This is a genomic window from Jatrophihabitans sp., from assembly GCF_035474675.1.
Classification (GTDB): Bacteria; Actinomycetota; Actinomycetes; order Mycobacteriales; family Jatrophihabitantaceae; genus Jatrophihabitans_A.
Genome location: NZ_DATINC010000012.1, coordinates 13,740 through 36,605, shown reverse-complemented (window position 1 = coordinate 36,605; position 22,866 = coordinate 13,740). Strand labels below are relative to the sequence as shown.

Below are 22,866 nucleotides of genomic sequence, written 5' to 3'. Positions count from 1 at the left end.
GCGCGTTCACGTGCTTGATGTCGGCGCCGGTCAGGCCGGCGTCCTGCAACGCCTTGCGCATCGCGCGGATGCCGCCCCGGCCCTCCGGGTGCGGCTGGACGATGTCGTAGCCGTCGGAGGTGATGCCGGCGCCGGCGAGCCGGGCGTAGACCCGGGCGCCGCGGGCGGCCGCGTGGTCGGCCCGTTCGAGCACGACCGCACCGGCGCCCTCGCCGAAGACGAAGCCGTCGCGGCCCTTGTCCCACGGGCGGGACGCCTTCTCCGGCTCGTCGTTGCGCGTCGACATGGCGCGCATCGCGGCGAAGCCGGCGAACGGCAGCGGGTGGATGACCGCCTCGCAGCCGCCGGCCACGACCACGTCGGCCCGGCCGGACTTGATGATGTCCATCCCGAGCGCGATCGCCTCGGCACCGGTGGCGCAGGCGCTGGCCATCGAGTGCACGCCGGCCTGGGCGCCGACGTCGATGCCGACGACCGCGGCCGGGCCGTTCGGCATGAGCATCGGGATGGTGTGCGGGGAGACCTTGCGCGGCCCGGAGGCCTCCAGGATGTCGTCCTGGTCGAGCAGGGTCAGCGCCCCGCCGATGCCGGAGCCGAGGCTGACGGCGAGCCGCTCGGGCTCCAGGCCCGCGTCGGCCAGCCCGCTGTCGGCCCAGGCCTGCCGGGCGGCGATCAGGGCGATCGCCTCCGACCGGTCCAGCCGGCGCAGCTTGACCCGCTCGATGACCTCGGACGGGTCCACAGCGAGCGAGGCCGCGATGCGCACGGGCAGCTGCGCGGCCCACTCCTGGGTGAGAGCACTCACCCCGGAGCGGCCGGCGAGCATGGCGTCCCAGGTGGACGCGACGTCCCCGCCCAGCGGGGTCGTCGCGCCGAGCCCGGTGACGACGACGTCGATGCCACTCATGGTCAGGAATTCGCCTCGATGTAGGAGACCGCGTCACCGACGGTCTTGAGGTTCTGCACCTCGTTGTCCGGGATCTTGACGCCGAACTTCTCCTCGGCGGCGACCACGACCTCGACCATGGACAGCGAGTCGACGTCGAGGTCGTCGGTGAACGACTTGTCCTCGGTCACGTCCTCCGCCGGGACGTCGGCGACCTCGTTCAGGATCTCCGCCATGCCCGCCAGGATCTCTTCGTTCGTTGCCACGGGTGCTACCTCTCTGCCTCGAAGGCGGCTGCCTTCACCGGATTGCCCCGGTCCCGGTCGGGAGGGGCGTCGTTCGATACTGCCCGCGGGTTGGGCCGCGGTTACTGCTGGGCTGGTAGCCGGGTGCTCGCGCCGCGGCCGTCCCTGCTCAGGGTGCCAGGATGACCTGGGCCGCGTACGTCAGGCCGGCGCCGAAGCCGACCACCAGGACGGGCGCGCCGCTGGTGATCTCGCCGCGCTCCAGCATCTTCGACAGGGCGATCGGGATGGACGCCGAGGAGGTGTTGCCGGAGGTGATGATGTCACGGGCGACCACCACGTTCGGGGCGTTGAGCTTCTTGGCGATCAGGTCGATGATGCGCAGGTTGGCCTGGTGCGGGATGAAGCCGGCCAGCTGGGACGGCTCCAGCCCAGCCGCGGCGCAGGCCCGCAGGGCGACGTCGCCCATGGTGGAGGTCGCCCAGCGGAACACCGACTGGCCCTCCTGGCGCAGCGTGGCCGTGGCCGGGTCGGTGGTGATGGCGCCGGCGCTGTCGCCGTCCGAGCCCCACACCACCGGGCCGATGCCGGCCCGGTCGCTGGCGGTCACCACGGCCGCCCCGGCGCCGTCGGCGAAGATGATGCCGGTGCCGCGCTCCATCAGGTCGACGTAGTCGGTCAGCTTCTCCGAGCCGACCACCAGGACGGTGTGGGCGTGCCCGGCCAGCACCGCGTTGGACGCGGCGTTCAGGCCGTAGACGAAGCCGGCGCAGGCGGCGTTGAGGTCGTAGGCGCCGGGGGACGGGATGCCCAGCCGGCTGGCGAGCTCGGCGGCACCGCCCGGCACCTGCTGCTTGCCGGTGCAGGTCGCCAGGATCACCAGGTCGATCTCGGTCGGCGAGATCCCGGAGTTGGCCAGCGCCTTGCTGGCGGCGGCCACGGCCATGTCCAGCATCGTCTCGTCGGTGGCGAACCGGCGCTCGGCGATGCCGACCCGGGTCTGGATCCACTCGTCACTGGTGTGCACGCCGCGCGCGACCAGGTCGTCGTTGGTGACCACGGTGGGCGGCTGGTAGTGACCGAGGCCTGCCACCCGGCTGCCGGCCGGACGAGGCGGGGTGGACAGCTGCAGGTTCATTCCGACATCCCGATGGCGAGCGGGGCGGCCTCCGGGCCGCCGGATGGGGTGGCAGCCTGCTCGTCGAGCAGGCGCTGCGCCGATTCCAGATCCGCCGGTGTCTTGACGGCGACCAGCTGCACGCCCGGCAGTTCGCGGCGTGCGATTCCGGTCAGGGTGCCGGCCGGCGCGAGTTCGATGGTGCCGGTCACCCCCAGGGTGCGCATGGTGTCCAGGCAGCGGTCCCACCGGACCGGCCGGGTGACCTGGCCGACCAGTCGGGCCAGCACGGTCGGCCCGTCGCCGACCACGGCCCCGTCGGCGTTGGACAGCAGGGTCAGCGCCGGGTCGGACGGCTGCAGCTGGGCGGCGACCGCCCGCAGGCTCTCCTCGGCGGGGCTCATGTAGCTGGTGTGGAACGCTCCGGCGACCTGCAGCGGCCGGACCCGGGCCCGCGGCGGCGGGTTCTCGGTCAGGGTGGCGATCGCCTCCACCGCGCCGGCGGCCACGATCTGGCCCGAACCGTTGCGGTTGGCCGGCGTCAGGCCGGCGCTGGTGATGGCGGCCACCACCTCGTCCGGGTCACCGCCGACCACCGCGACCATCGAGGTCGGGGTGAGCGCACAGGCGGCGGCCATCGCCGCGCCGCGGCGGGTCGCGAACGAGATCGCCTGCTCGGCTGTCAGCACGCCGGCCACGGCGGCGGCGGTGACCTCGCCGATGCTGTGCCCGGCCAGTACCACACCGCCGGCCGATTCAAGGCTGCCGGCCGATTCAACGCTGCCGGGCGATTCAACGCCGCCGGCCGATCCGTCGGTGGCGCCCGGCAGCCGCAGCTGGCCGGCGGTGACCAGCCCCATGGTGACGATCAGGGGCTGGGTGACGGCCGAGTCGCGGATCTCGTCGGCGTCGGCCGTGGTGCCGAGCCGGATCAGGTCCATGCCGGCAAGCTCGGAGAACCGGGCGACCTGCTCGGCCACTCCGGCAAGTTCCAGCCACGGCGCGAGCATGCCGGGGGTCTGGGCGCCCTGGCCCGGAGCGAGTACCGCGATCACATCACTACAGTCTCGCGTCTGCGGCCTTCTCCGCGAGCACGGCACGCACAGTGTTCCGCTGTTGATTTTGGAGAGTACCTACAACTGTCTACACCCCGGACCGTCTATGTAAACGGTTCCAATGCAGTGATTCCGCTAACTCTGCCCTGTTGCACCCTCGATTACGACGGGGGTCGGCCGGTCACTGAAGACTTTCCGGTGCCCGCTCCGGCGCGCCTGCTTGCAGCCCTCCGGTACGTGCGGGGCCGTAGCCGCTGAGCCGGCCCAGCACCAGCGCCAGCTGGATGGTGAAGGCGCCCCGGGCGTCGGTCGGGGCGTGGCCGCACAGCTCGGCGGCCCGGCGCAACCGGTAGCGCACCGTGTTGGTGTGGACGAACAGCGCCCGGGCGGTCGCCTCCAGCGCCCGGCCGCTGTCGAGGTAGCTGACCACCGTGTCCAGCAGCACGTCACCGGCCTCGACCAGCGGCTGGTAGACCGTCTCGATCAGCTCGTGCCGGGCGTTGAGGTCACCGGCGATGGTCCGTTCGGGCAGCAGGTCCTCCGCCGACACCGGCCGCGGCGCGCCGGGCCAGCCGGCCACCGCCCGCAACCCGCTCAGCGCGGTGGCCGTCACCTCGGCGGCGCCCTCCATCCGCGGCGCCGAGCCGCCCACCACCACGGCTGCATCGTCGAACTCCTCCAGCACCGCCTGGGCGGCCTCCAGCGGATCGGTGATCCCGCCGAGCACCACCACCAGCCGGCCGCCGTGCACGCCGGCCAGCACGTCGTAGCCGGCTCGGCGGGCCGCCCGGTGCACCGAGTCCAGCGCCGCGGTGGGATCGCGGTCGAGCCGGGCCGAGCCCACCACGGTGGTGACCGCGCCCTCCGTGCGCCAGCCGAGCGCGGCCAACTGGCTGACCGGCGAGCCCGCCTCGGTGGACCGCGCGCCGCGCACCAGGCCGTCGATCACCAGCGCCTCGAGCCGGGCGTCCCAGCGGCCCCGGGTCTCGGCGGCACCCGCATAGACCCGGGCCGCGGCGAAGGCGATCTCGCGGGAGAACCGGAGCACCGCGTCGGCGACCGCCTGCTCCTCGCCGGGGCTGGCCAGCGACGGGACGTGCTCCTCCACCACGGCGATGGTCTGGCGCACCAGCTCGACGGTCTGCTGCAACGACACCCGGCGGGCCAGCTCGCGGGGGGCGGTGCCGAATACCTCGCCGGTCAGCCGCAGCACCTGGTCGGGGGAGCGCAGCCACTCCACGAAGGAGCCGATGCCGGCCTGGGCGACCAGCATCACCCAGGACCGCTGGTCGGCAGGCAACCGGCGGAACCAGGCCAGGTGCTCGTCCATCCGGGCCAGGCTGTGGGTGGCCAGCGCTCCGGAGGACTGCTCGATCCGGCTGATCGTCGCCTCGCTCAGGGTGCCGCGCACGCCGCGAGCCTAGTGTGAGCCGGTGACCAGGTTCGAGATCCGGCGCGGCGCCGAGCGGGCGCGTACCCGCACCGGCTGGCTGGACTCGGCGCACTCGTTCGCGTTCGGCTCGTACTACGACCCGGCCAACCTCGGCTTCGGCGCGCTGCAGGCGTTCAACGAGGACCTCCTGCGGCCGGGCCCGGGCTATCCGGTGCACGCCCACCGCGATGTCGAGATCCTCACCTGGGTGCTGGCCGGTTCGCTGACCCACCTCGAGGAGGGTGGCGAGCCCACCGTGGTCCCGGCCGGGAACCTGCACTACGTCAGCGCCGGCAGCGGCATCCGGCACACCGAGTTCAGCACCCTGCCCGACCGGCCGGTGCGGCTGGTGCAGATGTGGCTGCGTCCGGATGTCAGCGGAACGCCGCCGCAGTCGGCCCGGCTGCTGGTGGGGGAGCGGTTGGCCACCGGCCGGCTGGTGCTGCTCGCCGCCGGGCAGGCCCGTCCAGCCGGACCGGTCGATCCGTCCGAGCCGGTCGATCCGTCCCGGCAGGACGTGCTGCGCATCCGGCAGCAGGCCGCGCTGTCGGTGGCCCAGCTGCCAGCCGGTGCGACGGTGCCGCTGCCGGCAGCGCCGTACGTCCACGTCTTCCTGGCCCGGGGGACGGCAACGGCCGACGGGCTAGCCGGCGAGCGGGTCGAGCTGGCCGCCGGCGATGCGCTGCGGCTGGCCGCCGGCGGCCCGGAAACCGGCCCCGGACCGGCCCGGTTGACCGCGGTGCGCTCCGCCGAGCTGCTGGTGTGGCAACTGCCGGACGCCGCCGCCGCGGCACCGCCGGGTTGAGCCACCCGCACGCCGGTTCCAGCGCCTACGCTGGCTGGGTGTCCGCCGCAGCTGGTCTCGATCTGTCCCGCGACCTTCCCGACGATGCCGCCGAGCGGCGCCGGCTGGCGCGGCTGGTGAGCGGCGGCGAGGTGCTGGTGCTGTCCGGTGCCGGACTGTCCACCGAGTCCGGCATTCCCGACTACCGCGGCCCGACCGGGCGGCGGCACCCGGCGACCCCGATGACCTACCAGGAGTTCACCGGCAGCGCGGCCGCCCGGCAGCGGTACTGGGCGCGCAGCCACCGCGGCTGGCAGCGAATCCTGCAGGCCCGGCCCAACTCCGGCCACCAGGCGGTGGGCCGGCTGCAGCGGGCCGGCCTGCTCACCGGGGTGATCACCCAGAACGTCGACGGCCTGCACCAGGCCGGCGGCGCGCGCGGGGTGATCGAGCTGCACGGCGGCCTGGACCGGGTGGTGTGCCTGGCCTGCCGGGCGATCAGCCCGCGCGAGGAGCTCGACGAGCGGCTGGCCGAGGCCAATCCGCGGGCCCGGGACGTCGCGGTCAGCGGCCCGGTCAAGCCGGACGGCGACGTCGAGCTGGCCGAACCGGAGATCGAGTCCTTCCAGGTGGTGGACTGCCTGGACTGCGGTGCCGGCCCGCTCAAGCCGGACGTGGTGTTCTTCGGCGAGAACGTGCCGCCGGATCGGGTGGCCCGCTGCTACGCGCTGGTCGAGGCCAGCCGGCTGCTGCTGGTGCTGGGCTCGTCGCTGACGGTGGCCTCCGGCTTCCGGTTCGTCCGGCGGGCGGCCGCCCGGGGCATTCCGGTCGCCATCGTCAATCAGGGCGTCACCCGGGGCGACCCGCTGGCCGACGTGCTGCTGGACTCCCCGCTCGGGCAGCTGCTGCCGGCCCTGGCCGCCGAGGCGATCGGCCGCTGATGGACCCGCTGCGGCTGGACGACGTCGAGTCCTTCGACCGGCTGCCCGAGGTCGGGGTGGCCGAGCTGCGCGAGCTGCAGTTGCGCCGGCTGCGCTGGTCGCTGCGGCACGCCTACGACAACGTCGCCCACTACCGGAGCGCCTTCGACAGCGCCGGGGTGCATCCGGACGAGCTGGTCTCGCTGGCCGACCTGGCACGTTTCCCCTTCACCAGCAAGGCAGAACTGCGACAGAAATACCCGTTCGGGATGTTCGCGGTGCCGCGTGAGCAGGTGGTGCGGGTGCATGCCTCGTCCGGGACCACCGGCAAGCCGACCGTGGTCGGCTACACCGCCGCCGACCTCGCGGTCTGGTCGTCGGTGATGGCCCGCTCGATCTACGCCGCCGGTGGCCGGCCGGGTGACATCGTGCACGTCGCCTACGGCTACGGCCTGTTCACCGGCGGGCTGGGCGCCCACTACGGCGCGGAGCGGCTCGGCTGCACGGTGGTGCCGGTCTCGGGCGGCATGACCGCCCGGCAGGCACAGCTGATCACCGACTTCCAGCCGCGGATCATCATGGTCACCCCGTCCTACTTCCTGTCGATCCTGGACGAGCTGGCCGTCCAGGGCATCGACGCCGCGGAGACGTCCCTGCAGATCGGCATCTTCGGCGCCGAGCCGTGGACCGAGGCGATGCGCGCCGAGATGCAGCAGCGGGCCCACCTGACCGCACTGGACATCTACGGCCTGAGCGAGGTGATCGGGCCGGGGATCGGCCAGGAGGCGGCCGGCCACCCCGGCCGGCTGCAGGTGTGGGAGGACCACTTCTACCCCGAGGTGGTCGACCCCGAGACCGGCGAGGTGCTCGGCGAGGGCGAGCAGGGTGAGCTGGTGTTCACCTCGCTCACCAAGCAGGCGATGCCGGTGGTGCGCTACCGCACCCGCGACCTGACCCGGCTGCTGCCCGGCGGCGCCTACCCCGCCTTCCGCAGCATCGAGAAGATCACCGGACGCACCGACGACATGATGATCATCCGGGGCGTCAACGTGTTCCCCACCCAGATCGAGGAGCTGCTGCTGCAGGTGCCGGGGCTCGCACCGCACTTCGAGTGCGTGCTGACCCGGCCCGGCCGGCTGGACGAGCTGTGCGTGCGGGTGGAGTCGCGGGAGGGCGGTGCCGATCCCGGCGCGCTGGCGCAGCAGCTGGGCTATCTCGTCAAGGAGCGGATCGGGGTCACGGTCGCCGTCGAGGTGCTGGCTCCGGAGTCGATCCCGCGCTCGCAGGGCAAGGCCGTCCGGGTGCACGACCGGCGCTGACCTTCCCGACCAGTTCTAGAACACCAGATCGGAGGACAGCACGATGGACCGGATCCGAATCGGTGAGCTGGAGGTGTCCCGGCAGGGCCTGGGCTGCATGGGCATGAGCGAGTGGTACGGCCCCGCCGACTGGGACAGCTCGATCGCCACCATCTCCCGCGCGCTGGAACTCGGGGTGAGCTTCCTCGACACCGCCGACGTCTACGGCGCCGGCCACAACGAGGTGCTGGTGGGGCGGGCGATCGCCGGCCGGCGCGAGCAGGTGCAGCTGGCCACCAAGTTCGGCATCGACCGCTCCGGCGGCGACCGGGCCCGGGTGATCCGCGGTGAGGCCGGCTACGTCAAACGGGCCTGCGAGTCCTCGCTGCTACGGCTCGGGGTGGAGGTGATCGACCTGTACTACCTGCACCGGCCGCCCCAGACCGCCGAGATCGAAGAGACCGTGGGCGCGATGGCCGAGCTGGTCACCGAGGGCAAGGTGCGCTACCTGGGGCTGTCCGAGGTGGACGAGCAGTTGCTGCGCCGGGCGCACGCGGTGCACCCGATCACCGCGGTGCAGAGCGAGTTCTCGCTGTGGACCCGGGACGTGGAGGCGGTGACGCCCGCCATGGCTGAGCTGGGGATCGGGCTGGTGCCGTACTCGCCGCTCGGCCGCGGCTTCCTGACCGGAGCGGTGGACCTGGCGCAGCTGGACAGCAAGGACTTCCGCAGCGCCAACCCCCGGTTCTCCGGCGAGGCCGGCCAGGCCAACCTGGCGATCGTGCGGGCGGTGCAGCAGGTTGCCGAGCGGCACGGGGTGGCCGCCTCGCAGGTGGCGCTGGCCTGGGTCTATGCCCAGTCGCAGCGGCTGGGGGTGCCGGTGGTGCCGATTCCCGGGACGAAGCGGGTGCGGTGGCTGGAGCAGAACGTGGCCGCGCTGGAGGTGCGGCTGACCGAGCAGGACCTGGCCGAACTGGACCGGCTGGGCACCCAGGTGGTCGGCGCGCGCTACTGAGCCGTTGCATTTGACGGGCAATCCGGACGTACGGACCGCTCGGCCGCGGATTCTGCGGGATGGGGGATGCGCATTGGTTAGCCATGTGAATTAATGCCTGTTGGCCCGCGAGGGCGGGCGACCCGATCGAAGGGACTCTTTCGACATGCAGGATTTCCCCACCGCCGGCCTGCAGCCGGCACCCGGTAGCGGGGTGCCGACTCCGGCGGCCACTGACCAGGCGCGGCCGTCGCGGCGGCCCATGACTCCGGTGCTGATCGGAGTTCTGATCGCGGTGTTCGGGCTGCTGTTCGGCAGCATCGCCACCGCGTCCGCGCGCAACGGCCACGGCAGCACCGCCAGCCACGGCCAGGGTGCCGGCAACGTGCTGAGCTGGTACACCGGCCGGGCGCCCACCCCGGCGCCTACTCCGAAGACCGACGCCCAGGTGCCGAACGTGACCCTGGTGGAGAACGCGATCAAGGCCTACTACGGCGACACGGTGGCCGCCAACGGTGATCACATCCCGTCCACCACCGGCAACTACGCCAAGCAGGTGGCCCGGATCGAGGCCTCGGCCGAGTGGTACCTGGCGCACTACAAGGCCAAGGCCACCGACCCGCAGGCCAAGGCCAAGAAGGCCATCGTGTTCGACGTCGACGACACCACGCTGAACACCTACAACTACGAGATCTTCTCCAACTTCGCCTTCAACCCGACCACCAACGCCGACTTCGTCAACAACGCCCGGTTCCCGGAGGTCTACGGCATGCCGGCGCTGGCCAAGTACGCCTCGGCGCACGGCTACACGATCTTCTTCCTCACCGGACGCCCGGAGGCGCAGCGGGCCGGCACCGTCACCAACCTGGCCAAGGTGGGCTACGACGCACCGGACGCCGACCACCTGTACCTGAAGAACAACGCCAACCCGCCGGCCTACCTGACCTGCGGTTCGACCTGCACCACCATCCAGTACAAGTCCGGCACCCGGGCGCACATCGAGTCGCTGGGGTACAACATCGTCGCCAACTTCGGTGACCAGTACTCCGACCTGACCGGTGGCTACGCCGACCGCACCTTCAAGATGCCGAACCCGATGTACTACCTGCCGTAGTTCTCGGCTGCGCACGACGGAGCCCCAGCCAGACCCGGCCGGGGCTCCGTTCGTTCCGTGGGATGCGTGCGCCATTGACGGTCAGTGGGCGCGCGGATCAGCCGCCGCTGCCAGGCCCAGCCGTATCGTCGCCCGAGCGGTCCGGGTCCGGTGGCAGCGTCGTAACAACTCCCTGCACTGCTCGCTGCCTGGCTGCCGGTATCCGCCTTGTCCTTACCGGCTCAATGTCATCGACCGCGGGGGTGCCCGGCTGGGCGGTGAGTGCTTCCACCTCCCGGGTCGAGAATCCGGCGTCGAGTAGCTGCTGCACGGCGGCGTCCGGAATCTCCTGGTGTGCTGTTTCGGCGACCTCTTTGCCGAAACGCTGACGCGCCGCCTGCCTGCTGACCCCAAGGACGTTGGCAATCTCGGTCCAGCTGCGACCGCGGTGACGTGCGTCGGCCACCGCCCTGACCAGGATGGTGTGCGCGATGTCGACCGCGTACAGAGCGGCACCGATCCGGCGCATGTCCGTTCGGTCGCGATCGACGGTGACGTTCGGGTCGTCAGGATCGAGCGCGTGCAGCCGGGCGAGCGCCTCGGCTACGTCGTCCTCGAGCATCGGGTTCACCTCCTCACAGGAATTTGCTCCGCGCTGTCATTGCATGGATCACCCGGGGCGGTTGGTCAGCGGTGGCATCCATCACCCCCACTTCGAGCAGGCGGATGCCGGCTTGGTCGGCGCCGATGTACATCACGAGGTTGCCGTCCCGGTAGGTGCGGATCGCCATCCGGATGGCGTGCAGCATGTCCGCCTCGGAGATTCCGTGCTTCCGGGCGGAAGCATGGATCTGCACGTGACAACCTTACCTTGTCAGAACCAAGAGGGGGCGGCGGTACCCGCCGGTCAGTGCTGGGTGAGTTGCCCGGTCAGCGACGCTGCTCGGTCACCAACTCCGACACCGAGCCGGTTGCCCGGGCTCGGACGACGTCGCAAGCGATCGGCCGGTCTGCGGACCGTGGCTCACCGAGCACGCCCTGTCGGGTGAGCCGTGTGATCAGCGCCGTCGTGTCGACGGCGTGCTGGTCCGTCGAGTCGGTCGGGTCCGGCATCAAGCGGAGCCTTCGGCGGAACCGGCGTTGGCGGCCGAGACGTCGGTGATCCGGTACTTCTCCAGCGCGTCGCGGGGTGCTTCGGGCTTGACCTCGCCGCGCTTGGCCAGCTGCGCCAGCACGTTCACCACGACCGACTCGGCGTCGATGTGGAAGAACCGCCGGGCCGCGCCCCGGGTGTCGGCGAAGCCGAAGCCGTCGGCGCCGAGCGAGCTCCAGTCCCGTCCGGACGCCTGCACCCACTGGGCGATCTGGTCCGGCACCGCGCGCATGTAGTCCGACACCGCCACCACCGGTCCGCCGGACTCGGCGAGCCGGGTGGTGATGTAGGGCGTGTGCGGCTCGGCGTCCGGGTGCAGGAAGTTGTGCTCGTCGGCGGCCAGCGCGTCCCGACGCAGTTCGTTCCAGGAGGTCACCGACCAGACGTCGACGTCCACGCCCCAGTCCTGGCCCAGCAGCTCCTGGGCGCGCAGCGCCCACGGCACCGCCACCCCGGAGGCCAGCACCTGGGCCCGCGGCCGGCCCTGCTCGCCGAGCGCCGGCGAGATCAGGTGGATGCCGCGCAGGATGCCCTGGACGTCCACCTCGGCGGGTTCGGCCGGCTGCGGGATCGGCTCGTTGTAGATGGTGAGGTAGTAGAAGACGTCCTCGCCGTGCGGGTGCTGCTCGGACGAGCCGTACATCCGGCGCAGCCCGGCCTCCACGATGTGGGCGATCTCGTAGGCGTAGGCCGGGTCGTAGGCCACCACCGCCGGGTTGGTCGAGGCGATCAGCAGCGAGTGCCCGTCGGCGTGCTGCAGCCCCTCGCCGGTCAGCGTGGTCCGGCCGGCGGTGGCGCCCAGCACGAAGCCGCGGCCCAGCTGGTCGGCGAACTGCCAGAACTGGTCGCCGGTCCGCTGGAAGCCGAACATCGAGTAGAAGATGTAGAACGGGATCATCGGCTGGCCGTGGGTGGCGTAGGAGGTGCCGGCCGCGATCAGCGACGCCGTGGAGCCGGCCTCGCTGATGCCCTCGTGCAGGATCTGCCCGGCGGTCGACTCCTTGTAGGACAGCAGCATCTCCCGGTCCACCGCGTCGTACTCCTGGCCGTGCGGGGAGTAGATCTTGGCGGTCGGGAAGATCGCGTCCAGGCCGAAGGTGCGGGCCTCGTCCGGGATGATCGGCACGAACCGGTTGCCGATCTCCTTGTCACGCATCAGGTCCTTGAACAGCCGCACCATCACCTGGGTGGTGGCGACGTTCTGCTTGCCCGAGCCCTTCTTCAGATCGGCGTAGGCCGAGGCCTGCGAGGGCGGCAGCACCAGCGGCTTGGACCGGTTGACCCGCTTGGGCAGCGCGCCGCCGAGCGCGGCCCGGCGCTCCTTCATGTACTGGATCTCGTCAGACTTCTCGCCCGGGTGGTAGTACGGCGGCAGGTCGGCCTCCAGCGCCTCGTCGCTGATCGGCAGGTAGAGCCGGTCGCGGAAGGCCTTCAGGTCGGCCTTGTTGAGCTTCTTCATCTGGTGGGTGGCGTTGCGGCCCTCAAAGCTTTCCAGCGTCCAGCCCTTGATGGTGTGGGCCAGGATCACCGTCGGCTGCCCGACGTGCGCCCGGGCGGCGTTGAAGGCGGCGTAGACCTTGCGGTAGTCGTGGCCGCCGCGGGACAGCACTCGCAGCTCGTCGTCGGACATGTGCTCGACCAGCTTGCGCAGCCGCAGGTCGCCGCCGAAGAAGTTCTCCCGGATGTAGGCGCCGGACTCCACGGTGTAGGTCTGGAACTGCCCGTCCGGCGTGGTGTTCATCTTGTTCACCAGCACGCCGTCGCGGTCGGCGGCCAGCAGCGGGTCCCAGTCGCGGCCCCAGATCACCTTGATGACGTTCCAGCCGGCGCCGCGGAAGTACGACTCCAGCTCCTGGATGATCTTGCCGTTGCCGCGCACCGGCCCGTCCAGCCGCTGCAGGTTGCAGTTGATCACGAAGGTGAGGTTGTCCAGCTCCTCGCGGGCAGCCACCCCGATGGCGCCGAGCGACTCGACCTCGTCCATCTCGCCGTCACCGAGGAAGGCCCAGACGTGAGAGTCGGCGGTGTCGGCGATGCCGCGGGCGGCCAGATAGCGGTTGAACCGGGCCTGGTAGATCGCCCCGATCGGGCCCAGGCCCATCGAGACGGTCGGGAACTCCCAGAAGTCGGGCATCAGCCGCGGGTGCGGGTAGGAGGACAGCCCGTCGGGTGCCTTGGACTTCTCCTGCCGGAAGCCGTCCAGGTGCTGCTCGGTGAGCCGGCCCTCCAGGAAGGCGCGGGCGTAGATGCCCGGTGCGGCATGGCCCTGGAAGTAGATCTGGTCGCCGTTGCCGCCGGCCAGGTCCTTGCCGCGGAAGAAGTGGTTGAAGCCCACCTCGTACAGCGAGGCCGCCGAGGCGTAGGTGGCGATGTGGCCGCCGACGCCCAGGTGCTTGTTGGCCCGGCTGACCATGATCGCGGCGTTCCAGCGGATGTAGGCGCGAATCCGCCGCTCGATGTGCTCGTCGCCGGGGAACCAGGGCTCCCGCTCGGGCGGGATGGTGTTGATGTAGTCGGTGCTGCGCAGCGCCGGCACGCCGACCTGGCGCTCCCGGGCGCGTTCGAGCAGCTTCAGCAGCAGGAACCGGGCGCGCTGGCGACCGTCGTGGTCGACCGCGGCGTCGAAGGATTCGAGCCACTCCCGGGTCTCGCCGGGGTCGATGTCGGGAAGCTGGCTGGGCAGCCCGTCGGTGATGATGCTGTAGCGATCACGAGTCACCACTCCAGTGTCCACCTTCCCGCCAGTAGATGTGACCTCTGAGGTTTACCGGCCAGTAGCTGTTTGGCCGGACCGGTTGCCTTGAGGTTGCCCAGGGGAGCCCCAGAGGCTTGCGTCACCGGCGAAGTGTGGTTATCTACCGGAGCACGATTACCAGCGGTGAGGACGCGCCTCGCCGCTTCGGCACCATCTGGAGGCTGGCAGTGAGCACCACCCCCGGTTCCGGGGACAACACGACTGCATTGGTCGACCGCCTGGGCATCGAGCCGGGCATGGTCGTGCAGGAGTTGGGATATGACGACGACGTCGACCAGGCTCTGCGCGAAGCGATCGAGGACCGCCTGAACGAGGACATGGTCGACGAGGACTCCGACGAGGTCGTCGATGTGGTGCTCCTCTGGTTCCGGGAGGACGACGGCGACCTCGTCGACGCCCTGGTGGACGCCATCGCCCCGCTGGCCGACAACGGGGTGATCTGGCTGCTGACCCCCAAGCGCGGCAAGGCCGGCTACGTGGAGCCCTCCGACATCTCCGAGGCGGCTCCGACGGCCGGGCTGTCGCAGACCTCGCTGCTGCCGTTGGCGGCGGGCTGGACCGGCGCCCGGCTGGTGCCGAGGCGAGCCAAGGCCGGCGCGGACCGGGGCAAGGGGGAACGGCGATGAGCTTCCTGGTGGATCCGGTGTCGGTGCCTGGGCTGCAGCCGCTGCCGGTGGGGACCGAGGCGCCGGAGTTCCGGCTGCACGACCAGAACAACGAGGTGGTGACGCTCTCGTCGTTCCGGGGCTCCAAGGCGGTGCTGCTGGTGTTCTACCCGTGGGCGTTCACCAGCATCTGCACCGGCGAGCTGGGCGCGATCCGGAACCGGATCGACGAGTTCGCCAACGACGCGGTGCAGGTGCTGACGGTCAGCATCGACTCCTCGTTCGCGCACAAGATCTTCGCCCAGCGCGACGAGCTGAACTTCCCGCTGCTGGCCGACTTCTGGCCGCACGGCGAGGTGGCGCAGGCCTACGGGGTGTTCAACACCGACGCGGGCGTGTCGAACCGGGGGACCTTCCTGATCGACCGGGACGGCATCATCCGGTTCAGCGAGGCCAACGAGATCGGCGTGGGACGCGACCCGGAGCGCTGGCTGGCCGAGATCGCGGCGCTGACGTCCGGAGTTGCCGGCTGACGTCCGGAGTTTGCGGCTGACGCTGCTCTTGCCGGCTGACGTTGCTCTTGCCGGCGACTGTCATAAGGATCGGTCGTCCACGCGCTCGATCCTTATGACGGTTCTCTCCAGCGGGTCAGGCGCGGCCGGCGAGCCGGTCGTCCAGCGAGGCCTTGCGGCTCTTGGGTTGGGCTTGTGGGTCGGCCGGCTCCGCCGCCTCGGACTGGTCACGGCGGCGCTCGGCGGCCGCCAGCACGAACGGTGCGCACAGCGCCAGCAGCCCGAACAGGTACCACTGCACCACGTAGGCGGCGTGCTGCGGCTCCTCCGCACCGCCGGCCGGGTTGGACATGTCCGGCTCGGGCAGCGCGGTGAGGCCGGCGGTGCCGGGCTGGCCAGGCAGCAACTCGGCGTAACCGTTCCAGACCGGGGCGCCGATCCGGGCGGCCTGCTGGGCGGGGTTGACGGTCTCGACCTGGCCGGCGGGCAGCCGGCCGAACCGGTCGGCCTTGGTGCTGGCCGGTTGCAGCCGGGCGGTGACGGTCACGGTGCCGGACGGGCTGGCCGGCACCGGCGGGCTGGTGCTGGCCGCGCCGGTCTGGGCCAGGAAGCCGCGGGCGACCAGCAGCACGCCGGCACTGGTCTTGAGCGGGGTGAGCACCGTGTAGCCGACGTCGCCGGCCACGCTCTGGTTGCGCAGCAGGGTCTGCTCGGCGCTGAGGTACGTGCCGGTCGCGGTGACCCGGCGGAACTGCTGCACCTTGCCGGTCGAGGTGGGCGCGGTGGCGGGCCCGAGCACCGCGGCGACGTCGGCCGGCTGGTCGCGGTTGTCGAAGCGCAGGTGCTGGTTGGCGTCGTGCTTCTGGTGGAACCGGACCACCTGCCAGCTGCCGGCCAGCCCGCAGAGCGCGGCAACGACCACCATCAGGGCGATCAGGCCCAGGTAGCGCGGCTGCCGCAGCGTGGAAAGCACGGAAACGACAGTACGGCGGGAGCAGGTGTTCCGGCCCGGCCGGTACCCTTCGGAGGTTGTCGCCGGTCTGTCCGGCCCGGCTGTGGCCGGGACTGGTCCGGCGGCGCGGGCGCTTAGCTCAGCGGGAGAGCACTCGGTTTACACCCGAGCGGTCGACAGTTCGATCCTGTCAGCGCCCACCAGAACTCCTGCGTCCGGAATCTGAGCAGGTGTCAGCCGACCAGGCTCTTGACCGCGGTGGTCAGGTCGGTGGCGGGGCGGCCGAGCAGGCGCTCCAGGTCGGTGACCGGGACGTCCAGCTCACCCGCCGCCGCGCCGCGTTCCAGAGCCGTGACGAAACCGGCGGCGCCCTCGTCCAGCCCAGCCGCGACCAGCCCCGCCTCGAACTCCGCCAGGCTCACATCGCGGTAGGGCAGCTCGCGGCCGACGGCGGCCGACAGCGCGGCGGCGAACTCGGCCATGGTGAACGCCGGCCCGCCCAACTCGTACTCGCCCGGCGCAACGTCGTCCACCAGGGCCGCCGCGGCCGCCTCGGCGTAGTCCGCCCGCAACGCGGCGGCGATCCGCGCATCGCCGGTCGCGCCGATCACGGCACCTGCCGCCAGGTACTGCTCCAGCTGACCGGTGTAGTTCTCCAGGTACCAGGAATTGCGCAGCAGCACCGTTGGAATGCCGGACTCCCGCAGCAGCGTCTCGGTGGCCCGGTGCTCCACACCCAGCGGCATCGAGTTCTGGTCCGCGCGAGCGATCGAGGTGTACGCGATCAGTGACACGCCCGCGGCCTTGGCGGCCTCGACGACGTTGCGGTGCTGGCGCTCCCGCTGCCCGACCTCGCTGCCGGAGACGAACAGCAGCCGGTCGACACCGGCGAACGCCGCCACCAGGGCCTCAGGCTCGTCGTAGGAGGCCACCCGCACCTGCACGCCGCGCTCGGCGATCGGCTGGGCCTTCGCCACGTCCCGGACGACCGCCACCACGTCGGTGGCGGGCACGCCGCGGTCGAGCAGGGCAAGTACGGCAAGGCGGCCGAGGTGTCCGGTCGCACCGGTGACGGCGTAGGTCATGGGCAGCATCCGTTCAGGTAGGAAACAGGTCCTGAGCTGGAAGTCGCTTGAGCTTTCAACTATTCCGCGCTACCCGGATCGCACCCAAGGAGCCTGCGGCGGGGGAGCGGGTTGCCGACCGAAATCTGACGCCAACCATTGCGCAAATCGTTCTCCGATGACAAATTGTGTTTGCGGCTCCTTATCCCTAAAAAGTCGCTCACAGCATTTCCCTCATATTCCTCACATCTTTGTTCAAGGAGTTTCTGTGCGCTTTTTCGACCCCTCAACTGGCCGGCGCGGTTCTCGCCGGCCATTGTTTGTGGCGCTTGCCGCCGGGGCCTTCGCCCTCCCCGTGGTGGTGGCTGCCGGCCTGCCCGCGGCCGCCACACCGACCGGCCGGGCCCTCCTGCACGACGCGCCCGCCTGGACGGCATCGGCCAAGGCGCTCGGTGCCGCGCCGGCCGGCAAGATCGTCAACTTCTCGGTTGCCATCGCTCCCCGGGACGCCGCCGGTGCGCAGGCCTTCGCCGACGCGGTTTCAGACCCGCACAGCGCCAGCTACCGCCACTTCCTGACCCCGGAGCAGTACACCGCCCGGTTCGGCGCCACCAACGCCGACGTGGCTGCGGTCGTCAACTGGCTCCAGGGTGCCGGCCTGCAGACCGGCGCCGTGCCGATCAGCAACAGCTACGTGCCGGTCACCGGTTCCGTCGCCGCAGTGAACAAGGCGCTCGGCACCACCATCAAGAGCTACTCCCGCAACAACCAGAACGTCACCGCGCCGGCCTCGGCGCTCACCGTGCCGTCGGTCCTGGCCGGCCGGGTCTCGGACGTGCTGGGCCTGGACAGCTCGGAGATCTACCGCACCGGCGCCAAGGTCTCGCCGAACGGCGCGTCCGCGGGCAACGTCACCTGCTCCACCTACTGGGGTGAGAACACCAACACCTCCTACATTCCGGCGCCGGCGCCGCTGAGCGGCAACCAGCCGAACCGGGCCTGCTACACCCCGTCCCGGCTGAATGCCGCGCGCGGCATCCCGGCCACCGGCAAGACCGGCGCCGGCGTGACCGTCGGCAACGTGCTGTGGTGCGACAGCCCCACGATCCCGTCCGACCTCAACACCTGGGCCGCCCAGGTCGGCGCACCGGCCTTCACCGCCGGCCAGTACACCTCGCAGGACCCGGCCACCTGGGACGCCTACTGCACCAACCAGGCCAACGTCGACGGCACCATGGTCGAGACGGCCCTGGACGCCGAGGCGATCCACGGCGCGGCGCCGGACGCCAAGATCATCTACGCCCCCGCGGCCGGTCCGTACAGCAACTACCTGCTGACCGCCACCCAGAACCTGGTGAACGCCAACCAGGTCTCGATCATCACCAACTCCTGGGGAGGTGCTGAGAGCAACAGCGCGTGGCTGCACTCGGTGTACGTGCAGGCCGCCAGCCAGGGCATCTCGGTGATGGCCTCCTCCGGCGACGACGGTGACAACACCTACTCCAACGGCTCGGCCAGCAAGGCCCGCCCGTCGGCCGACTACCCGGCCTCGGACTCCCAGCTGACCTCGATCGGCGGCACGTCGCTGGGCATCGACTCGACCAACTCCACGCTGTTCGAGCAGGCCTGGTACGACGTGATCAGCCGCAGCAGCGGCACCACCTGGACCAGCGACGTGTTCTACGGCGCCTCCGGCGGCGGCAAGAGCGCGATCACCTCCCAGCCGTCCTACCAGACCGGCATCGTGTCGAGCACCTTCTCCGGCAAGCCCGCCAAGCGCGCCTACCCCGACATCGCCAACATCGCCGACAGCCAGACCGGCTACGTCGTCGGTGTCACCCAGGCCGGCGCGTACACCACGCTGACCGTCGGCGGCACCAGCCTGGCCTCGCCCTACACCGCCGGCGAGGTGGCCCTGGCCGTCCAGACCAAGGGCGCCCGGCTCGGCTTCCTGAACCCGAAGCTGTACCAGAACCGGGCGACCGCGGTCAGCGACGTGTCCGGTTCGACGGTGAACCGGGGCACCGAGGGCAAGTGGAAGAACCCGAGCACCGGGACCTACATCGAGCCGACCACCTACTTCCTGAACGGGATGAGCCTGCTGCCCTCCTCGCAGCAGTCGGTTGCCGGCTGGGACAACATCACTGGCCTCGGCGCGGTGGCCAACGCCAGCAACTTCATCACCGCCATCCAGTAAGCAGTGGCCGCTGGGTCCGTCCGGTCCAGGCCGGACGGGCCCAGCGCGCCTGGACGATCGGCTCATTCCGTGCCGGCGCCTGCGGACAGGCGTCCGGCCAGGCGTCGTTACGCAGTCATTCTGCTTGGAAATTAAGCAATATCTGCGCAGACAATTTGGCCTGTTGAAGACTGCATAATCCGGGGTACCCTGTCGCGGTGCGTGACTACGACACTTTCCGGCCCGGCGGGCACGACGGTACGGGGTGCTATGACTGACCCGCGCCGCCTGAAATTGAAGCAAGGCCTGTGCCAACTCAGGGACGACGAGCTTTCCAAGATCATCGAGCACCGCAATCGCGGCGGCGACATGGTGTACGACAAGTACAACTACGAAGAGTCGACCGGCTTCTATTGACCGCTGGCCATAGGGCTCGGGGTTCCCGAGTGGGTGCAGCAAAATGACGACCCGGCGGCAATGACGGATGACCGGGTGCGCGAGCTCATGTACGAGCTCGGCGCGGACCGTCCGGGATTCACGTTGAATCCGATGAAGGGCACGGCCGGCGATTTCTACCGGGACAACCGTGCGCAGGACATTCACGATCTGTGCGAGGAGATCCTCGCCGACCGTGGGCGTCCGGCAATCCATGACGAGAACGATGCCGCGCTCTGACACCAGCTCCCTGACCGCTCAGGCCCGGCCCGACCAGGCCCGGCCCGACCGGGCCCGCCGCGGCAGGTTCGTGGTGGTCGCGGGCATCGACGGCGCCGGCAAGAGCACTATCAGCCGGGGGTTGGTGCAGGCGCTCGGTGCGGCCGGCCAGGATGCCGTGCTGCTTCCGAGTCGGCACGCCGCGCCACCGGCCGACCCGCCGTTCCTCGCCCGGCATCTGGAGCGGGTCCAGGCCGCTGTGTGGGAGACCGACGGCGACGACCGGCAGGACCTGTTCGGCCACCGGCACTACTTCCTGCTGCTCGCGGCCTGGTACGAGGCCCTGGACCGGCTGGTGCTGCGTCCGGCCCTGGACGCAGGGCGCACGGTCGTCAGCGACGGCTGGACGCACAAGCTGCTCGCCAGGTCGATGGAACGCCCGGAGATCACCGCGGGCCTGGTGGGCGAATGCTTCGGCCAGCTGGCCCGACCGGACCTGACCCTGTTCCTCGACGTGCCGGCGGAGACCTGTGCCGCCCGGAAGGAGACGATCAGCCGTACCGAGGCCGGCCAGCACGACGGCTACGCCGGCGACCGGCGGACCAGTTTCGTCGACTACCAGACCCGGATCCGGGCCAACCTGCTCGCGGTCAGCCAGAGCCAGGGACCCACCCGGCTGGTCGACGCCAGTAGGCCGCCGGCCGAGGTGACCGGCAGCTGCCTGCACTGGGCGTCTGCGGGGCTGGTCCGATGCTGAATCCCGGCCGGGCGGGGTGAGCCAGCCATGTCCCTGGTAATCCTCGGCGCGTCGGCCAACATGATCCGCACCGCGCACCAGCTCGACACCGACCTGGTGATCGTGCAGCTGCCGGGAACGGCGAGCGCGGCATTCGTCCGTCCGGAAAAGGACGAGCTGTACACCGTCGACTATCTCGATGCCGGCCAGCTCGCCGCCTTCGCGGAGTTGTTGCGCGGGCGTGGCGACATCGACGGGGTGGTCTCCACCACCGAGCGCGGCCTGGAGCCCGCGGCGCGGCTGGTCGAGCAGCTCGGGGTGGCCGGCAACGCGTTGTCGACCGTGCTGGCCTCGCGCGACAAGCGGCTGATGCGCCGGCTGCTGGCGACCCAGGCACCGGACCTGACCGTGCCCTTCGCCCCGGCAACGGACGACAGGGCGGTGGCCGACCTGCTCGGCTCGCACCCGCGCGCCATCTTCAAGCCGGCGCACGGCACGGGCAGCGCCGGGGTGCGCATGGTGTCGAACATCGACGACGTGCTGCGCATCCCGGCCGCCGACCGCGAGGACGGCCTGGTGGAGGCCTTCCTGACCGGGGTGGAGGTGACGGTCGAGACCCTCAGCACGGCCGGGCAGCACACCGTGCTGGGGGTGGTCGAGAAGTGGATCACCGAGAACTTCGTCGAGGTGGGGCACGTCATGCCGCCGCCGTCGCTGTCCCCGGCTCAGTGCGAGCGGGCCGGCCTGGCCGTGGGCCGGCTGCTGGACATTCTCGGGCTCACCGACGGGGTGGCCTGCACCGAGGTGATGGTCGACGGCGACGACGTCCGGATCATCGAGACCCACAACCGGCTCGGCGGCGACGGGGTGGCCGATCTGATCCACGCCATCACCGGCCTGGACTGGCGGCTGACCGCGCTCGGCTGGCCGGTGGGCGAGCTTCCCGAACGCCAGCCGCCCCGCGCGGCGGCGGCGGCGATGGTCTTCTTCGTCGCCGACCAGGGCGTGGTCAGCTCCGTGCTGCGGCAGCCGCCGGAGCTGGACGGCGTGACGTTCGAGCTGTGGGCCCCGTCCGCGGCGGTGGGAGACCCGGTGGGCCCGCTCCGGAGCTCCGACGACCGGCTGGGTGCCGCCCGCCTGATCGGGCCCGATCCGCAGGTGTGTGCCAAGGCGCTGGAACACGTGCTGTCGCTGAACGTGGTGCGAACGGCGGGTGGCTGAGCGATGCGTCCCCTGATCATCAACCGCCACACGCTGAGCTGGACGGTGGGCGAGCACGGTCGCTACCTGCCGACCCCGCCCGAGTCGCGCACCCTGCTCACCAGAACGTTCGGCGGCGGCCTCGAGGGCTACCGCAGCGCCGACTTCCCCGACGTGACGATCTGCGACATGACCCGCAAGGGCCATCTGGAGGCCGTGGCGACCTGGTTGATCTCCTCTCGGCAGTTGACGCACATCGTCGCCCTGCACGAGAAGGAGATGATCCTGGCGGCCAGCCTGCGGGAACGCTACGGGCTGCCCGGCATGACTCAGGCCGAGACCCTGCCGTTCCGCGACAAGCTGCGGATGAAGGACGACCTGGTGGCGGCGGGGTACGAGAACGTGCCCGCCTACCTGCCGGTTCCGGCGACGGTGCCGGCCGCCGTGCCGTGGACCGGCCCGACCGTGGTGAAGAGCAGGTGGGGGCTGGGAGCGTCCGAGGTCCGGGTGGTGGACGCCCCGGCCGGCATCGCCGGCGCGATCGCGGAGCTGAACGCCGATCCGGCCACACTGGAGATCGAGCAGTTCGTCGCCGGCACGATGTACCACTGCGACTCGGTGGTCTTCGACGGCGAGGTCCGCTTCGGATCGGTGTGCGAGTACCTGCAGCCGCCCGGCAGGTTCGCCGTCGAGCGGTACCAGGGTTCCGTCCTGCTGGGCGACGGACCCGTCCGGAACCTGCTGGCCGAGCACAACGCGAAGGTGCTGCGCGGGCTGGGGATCCGGGCCGGCGTCACGCACGCCGAGTTCTTCCTCACCCCGGCAGGCGACGTGGTGTTCTGCGAGGTCGCGGCCCGTCCCGGCGGTGGCGGGATCTCCGACATCGTCCGGCTGTCCTACGGGGTCGACCTCGTCGAGAACGCGGTCCACCTGCAACTGGGGCTGCCGCCGGTGTTGCCGGACCCGCCGGATCACACTGCCGGTTCGGACGTCTACGGCGTGCTGGGCATCTTCCAGTACGTGCTGGTCGAGGACCTGGGCAGCTTCCTGACCAGCCGGGTGCCGGGCATCGTGTCCTACGGCTTCCTCCCTCCGGAGCTGCCGGGCCGGGTGCGGCACGCGACGGACTACGGGCACAAGCTGATCCTGCAGGCCCCGTCGCGGTCGGAGTTCGACGAGCGGCTGGCGCTGGTCCTGTCGCTCCTCGAGAGCAAGTGCCGCGAGCGGAGCTGACC

The 22,866-nt window shown here is 70.9% G+C and carries 23 protein-coding genes and 1 tRNA gene; 14 read left to right on the top strand and 10 right to left on the bottom strand.

The genetic code is table 11. From position 1 onward, the window contains the following. The 5 genes from VLJ82_RS01125 to VLJ82_RS01105 all read right to left on the bottom strand — a co-directional run. Positions 1-907, bottom strand: a 907-nt coding sequence (locus VLJ82_RS01125) for a beta-ketoacyl-[acyl-carrier-protein] synthase family protein (protein ID WP_408661479.1), incomplete at its 3' end; no start/stop codon positions are given. Positions 908-909: 2 nt separating this feature from the next. Beyond that, the gene (locus tag VLJ82_RS01120; RefSeq protein ID WP_408661478.1) at positions 910-1,152 is read right to left on the bottom strand and encodes an acyl carrier protein; all 243 of its coding nucleotides are present in this window, start codon (positions 1,150-1,152) and stop codon (positions 910-912) included. Positions 1,153-1,300: 148 nt separating this feature from the next. Beyond that, entirely contained in the window at positions 1,301-2,269 is a 969-nt protein-coding gene (locus VLJ82_RS01115; RefSeq protein WP_408661477.1) for a beta-ketoacyl-ACP synthase III, read from the bottom strand. Beyond that, complete coding sequence (locus tag VLJ82_RS01110; RefSeq protein ID WP_408661476.1) at positions 2,266-3,303, bottom strand: ACP S-malonyltransferase; 1,038 nt, start codon at positions 3,301-3,303, stop codon at positions 2,266-2,268. Before VLJ82_RS01110 ends, VLJ82_RS01115 begins: the two co-directional genes overlap by 4 nt. 181 nt (positions 3,304-3,484) lie before the next feature. Next, entirely contained in the window at positions 3,485-4,714 is a 1,230-nt protein-coding gene (locus tag VLJ82_RS01105; RefSeq protein ID WP_408661475.1) for a PucR family transcriptional regulator, read from the bottom strand. Between the two features lie 22 nt (positions 4,715-4,736). On the opposite strand from VLJ82_RS01105, the gene VLJ82_RS01100 reads away from it, so the two are divergent. The 5 genes from VLJ82_RS01100 (at position 4,737) to VLJ82_RS01080 (ending at position 9,845) form a co-directional block, all read left to right on the top strand. Then, on the top strand, positions 4,737-5,540 hold the full coding sequence (locus VLJ82_RS01100; protein ID WP_408661474.1) for a pirin family protein: 804 nt from the start codon (positions 4,737-4,739) through the stop codon (positions 5,538-5,540). A gap of 62 nt (positions 5,541-5,602) precedes the next feature. Continuing rightward, positions 5,603-6,460, top strand: a complete 858-nt coding sequence (locus tag VLJ82_RS01095; protein ID WP_408661480.1) for an NAD-dependent protein deacetylase — start codon at positions 5,603-5,605, stop codon at positions 6,458-6,460. Further along, a complete protein-coding gene (locus tag VLJ82_RS01090) occupies positions 6,460-7,758 on the top strand; it encodes an AMP-binding protein (protein ID WP_408661473.1) in 1,299 nt (432 codons plus the stop codon). Before VLJ82_RS01095 ends, VLJ82_RS01090 begins: the two co-directional genes overlap by 1 nt. Positions 7,759-7,801: 43 nt before the next feature. Continuing rightward, positions 7,802-8,752, top strand: coding sequence for an aldo/keto reductase (locus tag VLJ82_RS01085; protein WP_408661472.1), 951 nt, complete (start codon positions 7,802-7,804; stop codon positions 8,750-8,752). Positions 8,753-8,897: 145 nt separating this feature from the next. After that, a complete protein-coding gene (locus VLJ82_RS01080) occupies positions 8,898-9,845 on the top strand; it encodes an HAD family acid phosphatase (protein WP_408661471.1) in 948 nt (315 codons plus the stop codon). Positions 9,846-9,942: 97 nt separating this feature from the next. Here the strand turns inward: VLJ82_RS01080 and VLJ82_RS01075 are convergent, their stop codons facing one another. The 3 genes from VLJ82_RS01075 to aceE all read right to left on the bottom strand — a co-directional run bounded on the left by VLJ82_RS01075 (position 9,943) and on the right by aceE (position 13,696). After that, on the bottom strand, positions 9,943-10,446 hold the full coding sequence (locus tag VLJ82_RS01075; RefSeq protein ID WP_408661470.1) for a hypothetical protein: 504 nt from the start codon (positions 10,444-10,446) through the stop codon (positions 9,943-9,945). A gap of 13 nt (positions 10,447-10,459) precedes the next feature. Continuing rightward, positions 10,460-10,681 (bottom strand): hypothetical protein, encoded by a 222-nt coding sequence (locus tag VLJ82_RS01070; RefSeq protein WP_408661469.1) that lies wholly within the window; start codon positions 10,679-10,681, stop codon positions 10,460-10,462. A 255-nt stretch (positions 10,682-10,936) separates the two neighbouring features. Then, the gene (gene aceE / locus VLJ82_RS01065; RefSeq protein WP_408661468.1) at positions 10,937-13,696 is read right to left on the bottom strand and encodes a pyruvate dehydrogenase (acetyl-transferring), homodimeric type; all 2,760 of its coding nucleotides are present in this window, start codon (positions 13,694-13,696) and stop codon (positions 10,937-10,939) included. A gap of 203 nt (positions 13,697-13,899) precedes the next feature. Between aceE and VLJ82_RS01060 the strand changes: the two genes are divergently transcribed. Next, on the top strand, positions 13,900-14,358 hold the full coding sequence (locus tag VLJ82_RS01060) for a DUF3052 domain-containing protein (RefSeq protein ID WP_408661467.1): 459 nt from the start codon (positions 13,900-13,902) through the stop codon (positions 14,356-14,358). After that, complete coding sequence (locus VLJ82_RS01055; RefSeq protein WP_408661466.1) at positions 14,355-14,870, top strand: peroxiredoxin; 516 nt, start codon at positions 14,355-14,357, stop codon at positions 14,868-14,870. The genes VLJ82_RS01060 and VLJ82_RS01055 overlap by 4 nt, the downstream gene beginning before the upstream one ends. Before the next feature lie 115 nt (positions 14,871-14,985). Here VLJ82_RS01055 and VLJ82_RS01050 read toward each other — a convergent pair whose 3' ends face one another. Further along, on the bottom strand, positions 14,986-15,822 hold the full coding sequence (locus VLJ82_RS01050) for an SURF1 family protein (protein ID WP_408661465.1): 837 nt from the start codon (positions 15,820-15,822) through the stop codon (positions 14,986-14,988). Between the two features lie 107 nt (positions 15,823-15,929). Here VLJ82_RS01050 and VLJ82_RS01045 point away from each other — a divergent pair. Next, positions 15,930-16,004: transfer RNA gene (locus tag VLJ82_RS01045), tRNA-Val, on the top strand. A 30-nt stretch (positions 16,005-16,034) separates the two neighbouring features. Here VLJ82_RS01045 and VLJ82_RS01040 read toward each other — a convergent pair. Next, complete coding sequence (locus VLJ82_RS01040; RefSeq protein ID WP_408661464.1) at positions 16,035-16,886, bottom strand: NAD(P)H-binding protein; 852 nt, start codon at positions 16,884-16,886, stop codon at positions 16,035-16,037. A gap of 301 nt (positions 16,887-17,187) precedes the next feature. Here VLJ82_RS01040 and VLJ82_RS01035 point away from each other — a divergent pair, with 301 nt between their 5' ends. The 6 genes from VLJ82_RS01035 to VLJ82_RS01010 all read left to right on the top strand — a co-directional run bounded on the left by VLJ82_RS01035 (position 17,188) and on the right by VLJ82_RS01010 (position 22,864). Then, positions 17,188-19,062 carry a S53 family peptidase gene (locus tag VLJ82_RS01035; RefSeq protein ID WP_408661463.1) on the top strand — a complete coding sequence of 625 codons (1,875 nt, stop codon included), beginning with the start codon at positions 17,188-17,190 and terminating at the stop codon, positions 19,060-19,062. 201 nt (positions 19,063-19,263) lie between these two features. Continuing rightward, positions 19,264-19,458: a hypothetical protein gene (locus VLJ82_RS01030; RefSeq protein WP_408661462.1), complete on the top strand. Its 195-nt coding sequence runs from the start codon at positions 19,264-19,266 to the stop codon at positions 19,456-19,458. 33 nt (positions 19,459-19,491) lie between these two features. Then, positions 19,492-19,716 carry a hypothetical protein gene (locus VLJ82_RS01025; protein ID WP_408661461.1) on the top strand — a complete coding sequence of 75 codons (225 nt, stop codon included), beginning with the start codon at positions 19,492-19,494 and terminating at the stop codon, positions 19,714-19,716. Continuing rightward, complete coding sequence (locus VLJ82_RS01020; protein WP_408661460.1) at positions 19,703-20,452, top strand: dTMP kinase; 750 nt, start codon at positions 19,703-19,705, stop codon at positions 20,450-20,452. The genes VLJ82_RS01025 and VLJ82_RS01020 overlap by 14 nt, the downstream gene beginning before the upstream one ends. Before the next feature lie 27 nt (positions 20,453-20,479). Then, positions 20,480-21,652, top strand: coding sequence for an ATP-grasp domain-containing protein (locus VLJ82_RS01015; protein ID WP_408661459.1), 1,173 nt, complete (start codon positions 20,480-20,482; stop codon positions 21,650-21,652). A 3-nt stretch (positions 21,653-21,655) separates the two neighbouring features. Continuing rightward, the gene (locus VLJ82_RS01010; protein ID WP_408661458.1) at positions 21,656-22,864 is read left to right on the top strand and encodes an ATP-grasp domain-containing protein; all 1,209 of its coding nucleotides are present in this window, start codon (positions 21,656-21,658) and stop codon (positions 22,862-22,864) included. Positions 22,865-22,866: the final 2 nt, after the last annotated feature.

Bases quoted from the DNA above. Each gene is read 5' to 3' on its own strand.
- VLJ82_RS01015 (WP_408661459.1), top strand. From the start codon at position 20,480: ATGTCCCTGGTAATCCTCGGCGCGTCGGCCAACATGATCCGCACCGCG.
- VLJ82_RS01020 (WP_408661460.1), top strand. From the start codon at position 19,703: ATGCCGCGCTCTGACACCAGCTCCCTGACCGCTCAGGCCCGGCCCGAC.
- VLJ82_RS01080 (WP_408661471.1), top strand. From the start codon at position 8,898: ATGCAGGATTTCCCCACCGCCGGCCTGCAGCCGGCACCCGGTAGCGGG.
- VLJ82_RS01075 (WP_408661470.1), bottom strand. From the start codon at position 10,446: ATGCTCGAGGACGACGTAGCCGAGGCGCTCGCCCGGCTGCACGCGCTC.
- VLJ82_RS01090 (WP_408661473.1), top strand. From the start codon at position 6,460: ATGGACCCGCTGCGGCTGGACGACGTCGAGTCCTTCGACCGGCTGCCC.
- VLJ82_RS01055 (WP_408661466.1), top strand. From the start codon at position 14,355: ATGAGCTTCCTGGTGGATCCGGTGTCGGTGCCTGGGCTGCAGCCGCTG.
- VLJ82_RS01010 (WP_408661458.1), top strand. From the start codon at position 21,656: ATGCGTCCCCTGATCATCAACCGCCACACGCTGAGCTGGACGGTGGGC.
- VLJ82_RS01040 (WP_408661464.1), bottom strand. From the start codon at position 16,886: ATGACCTACGCCGTCACCGGTGCGACCGGACACCTCGGCCGCCTTGCC.
- VLJ82_RS01115 (WP_408661477.1), bottom strand. From the start codon at position 2,269: ATGAACCTGCAGCTGTCCACCCCGCCTCGTCCGGCCGGCAGCCGGGTG.
- VLJ82_RS01085 (WP_408661472.1), top strand. From the start codon at position 7,802: ATGGACCGGATCCGAATCGGTGAGCTGGAGGTGTCCCGGCAGGGCCTG.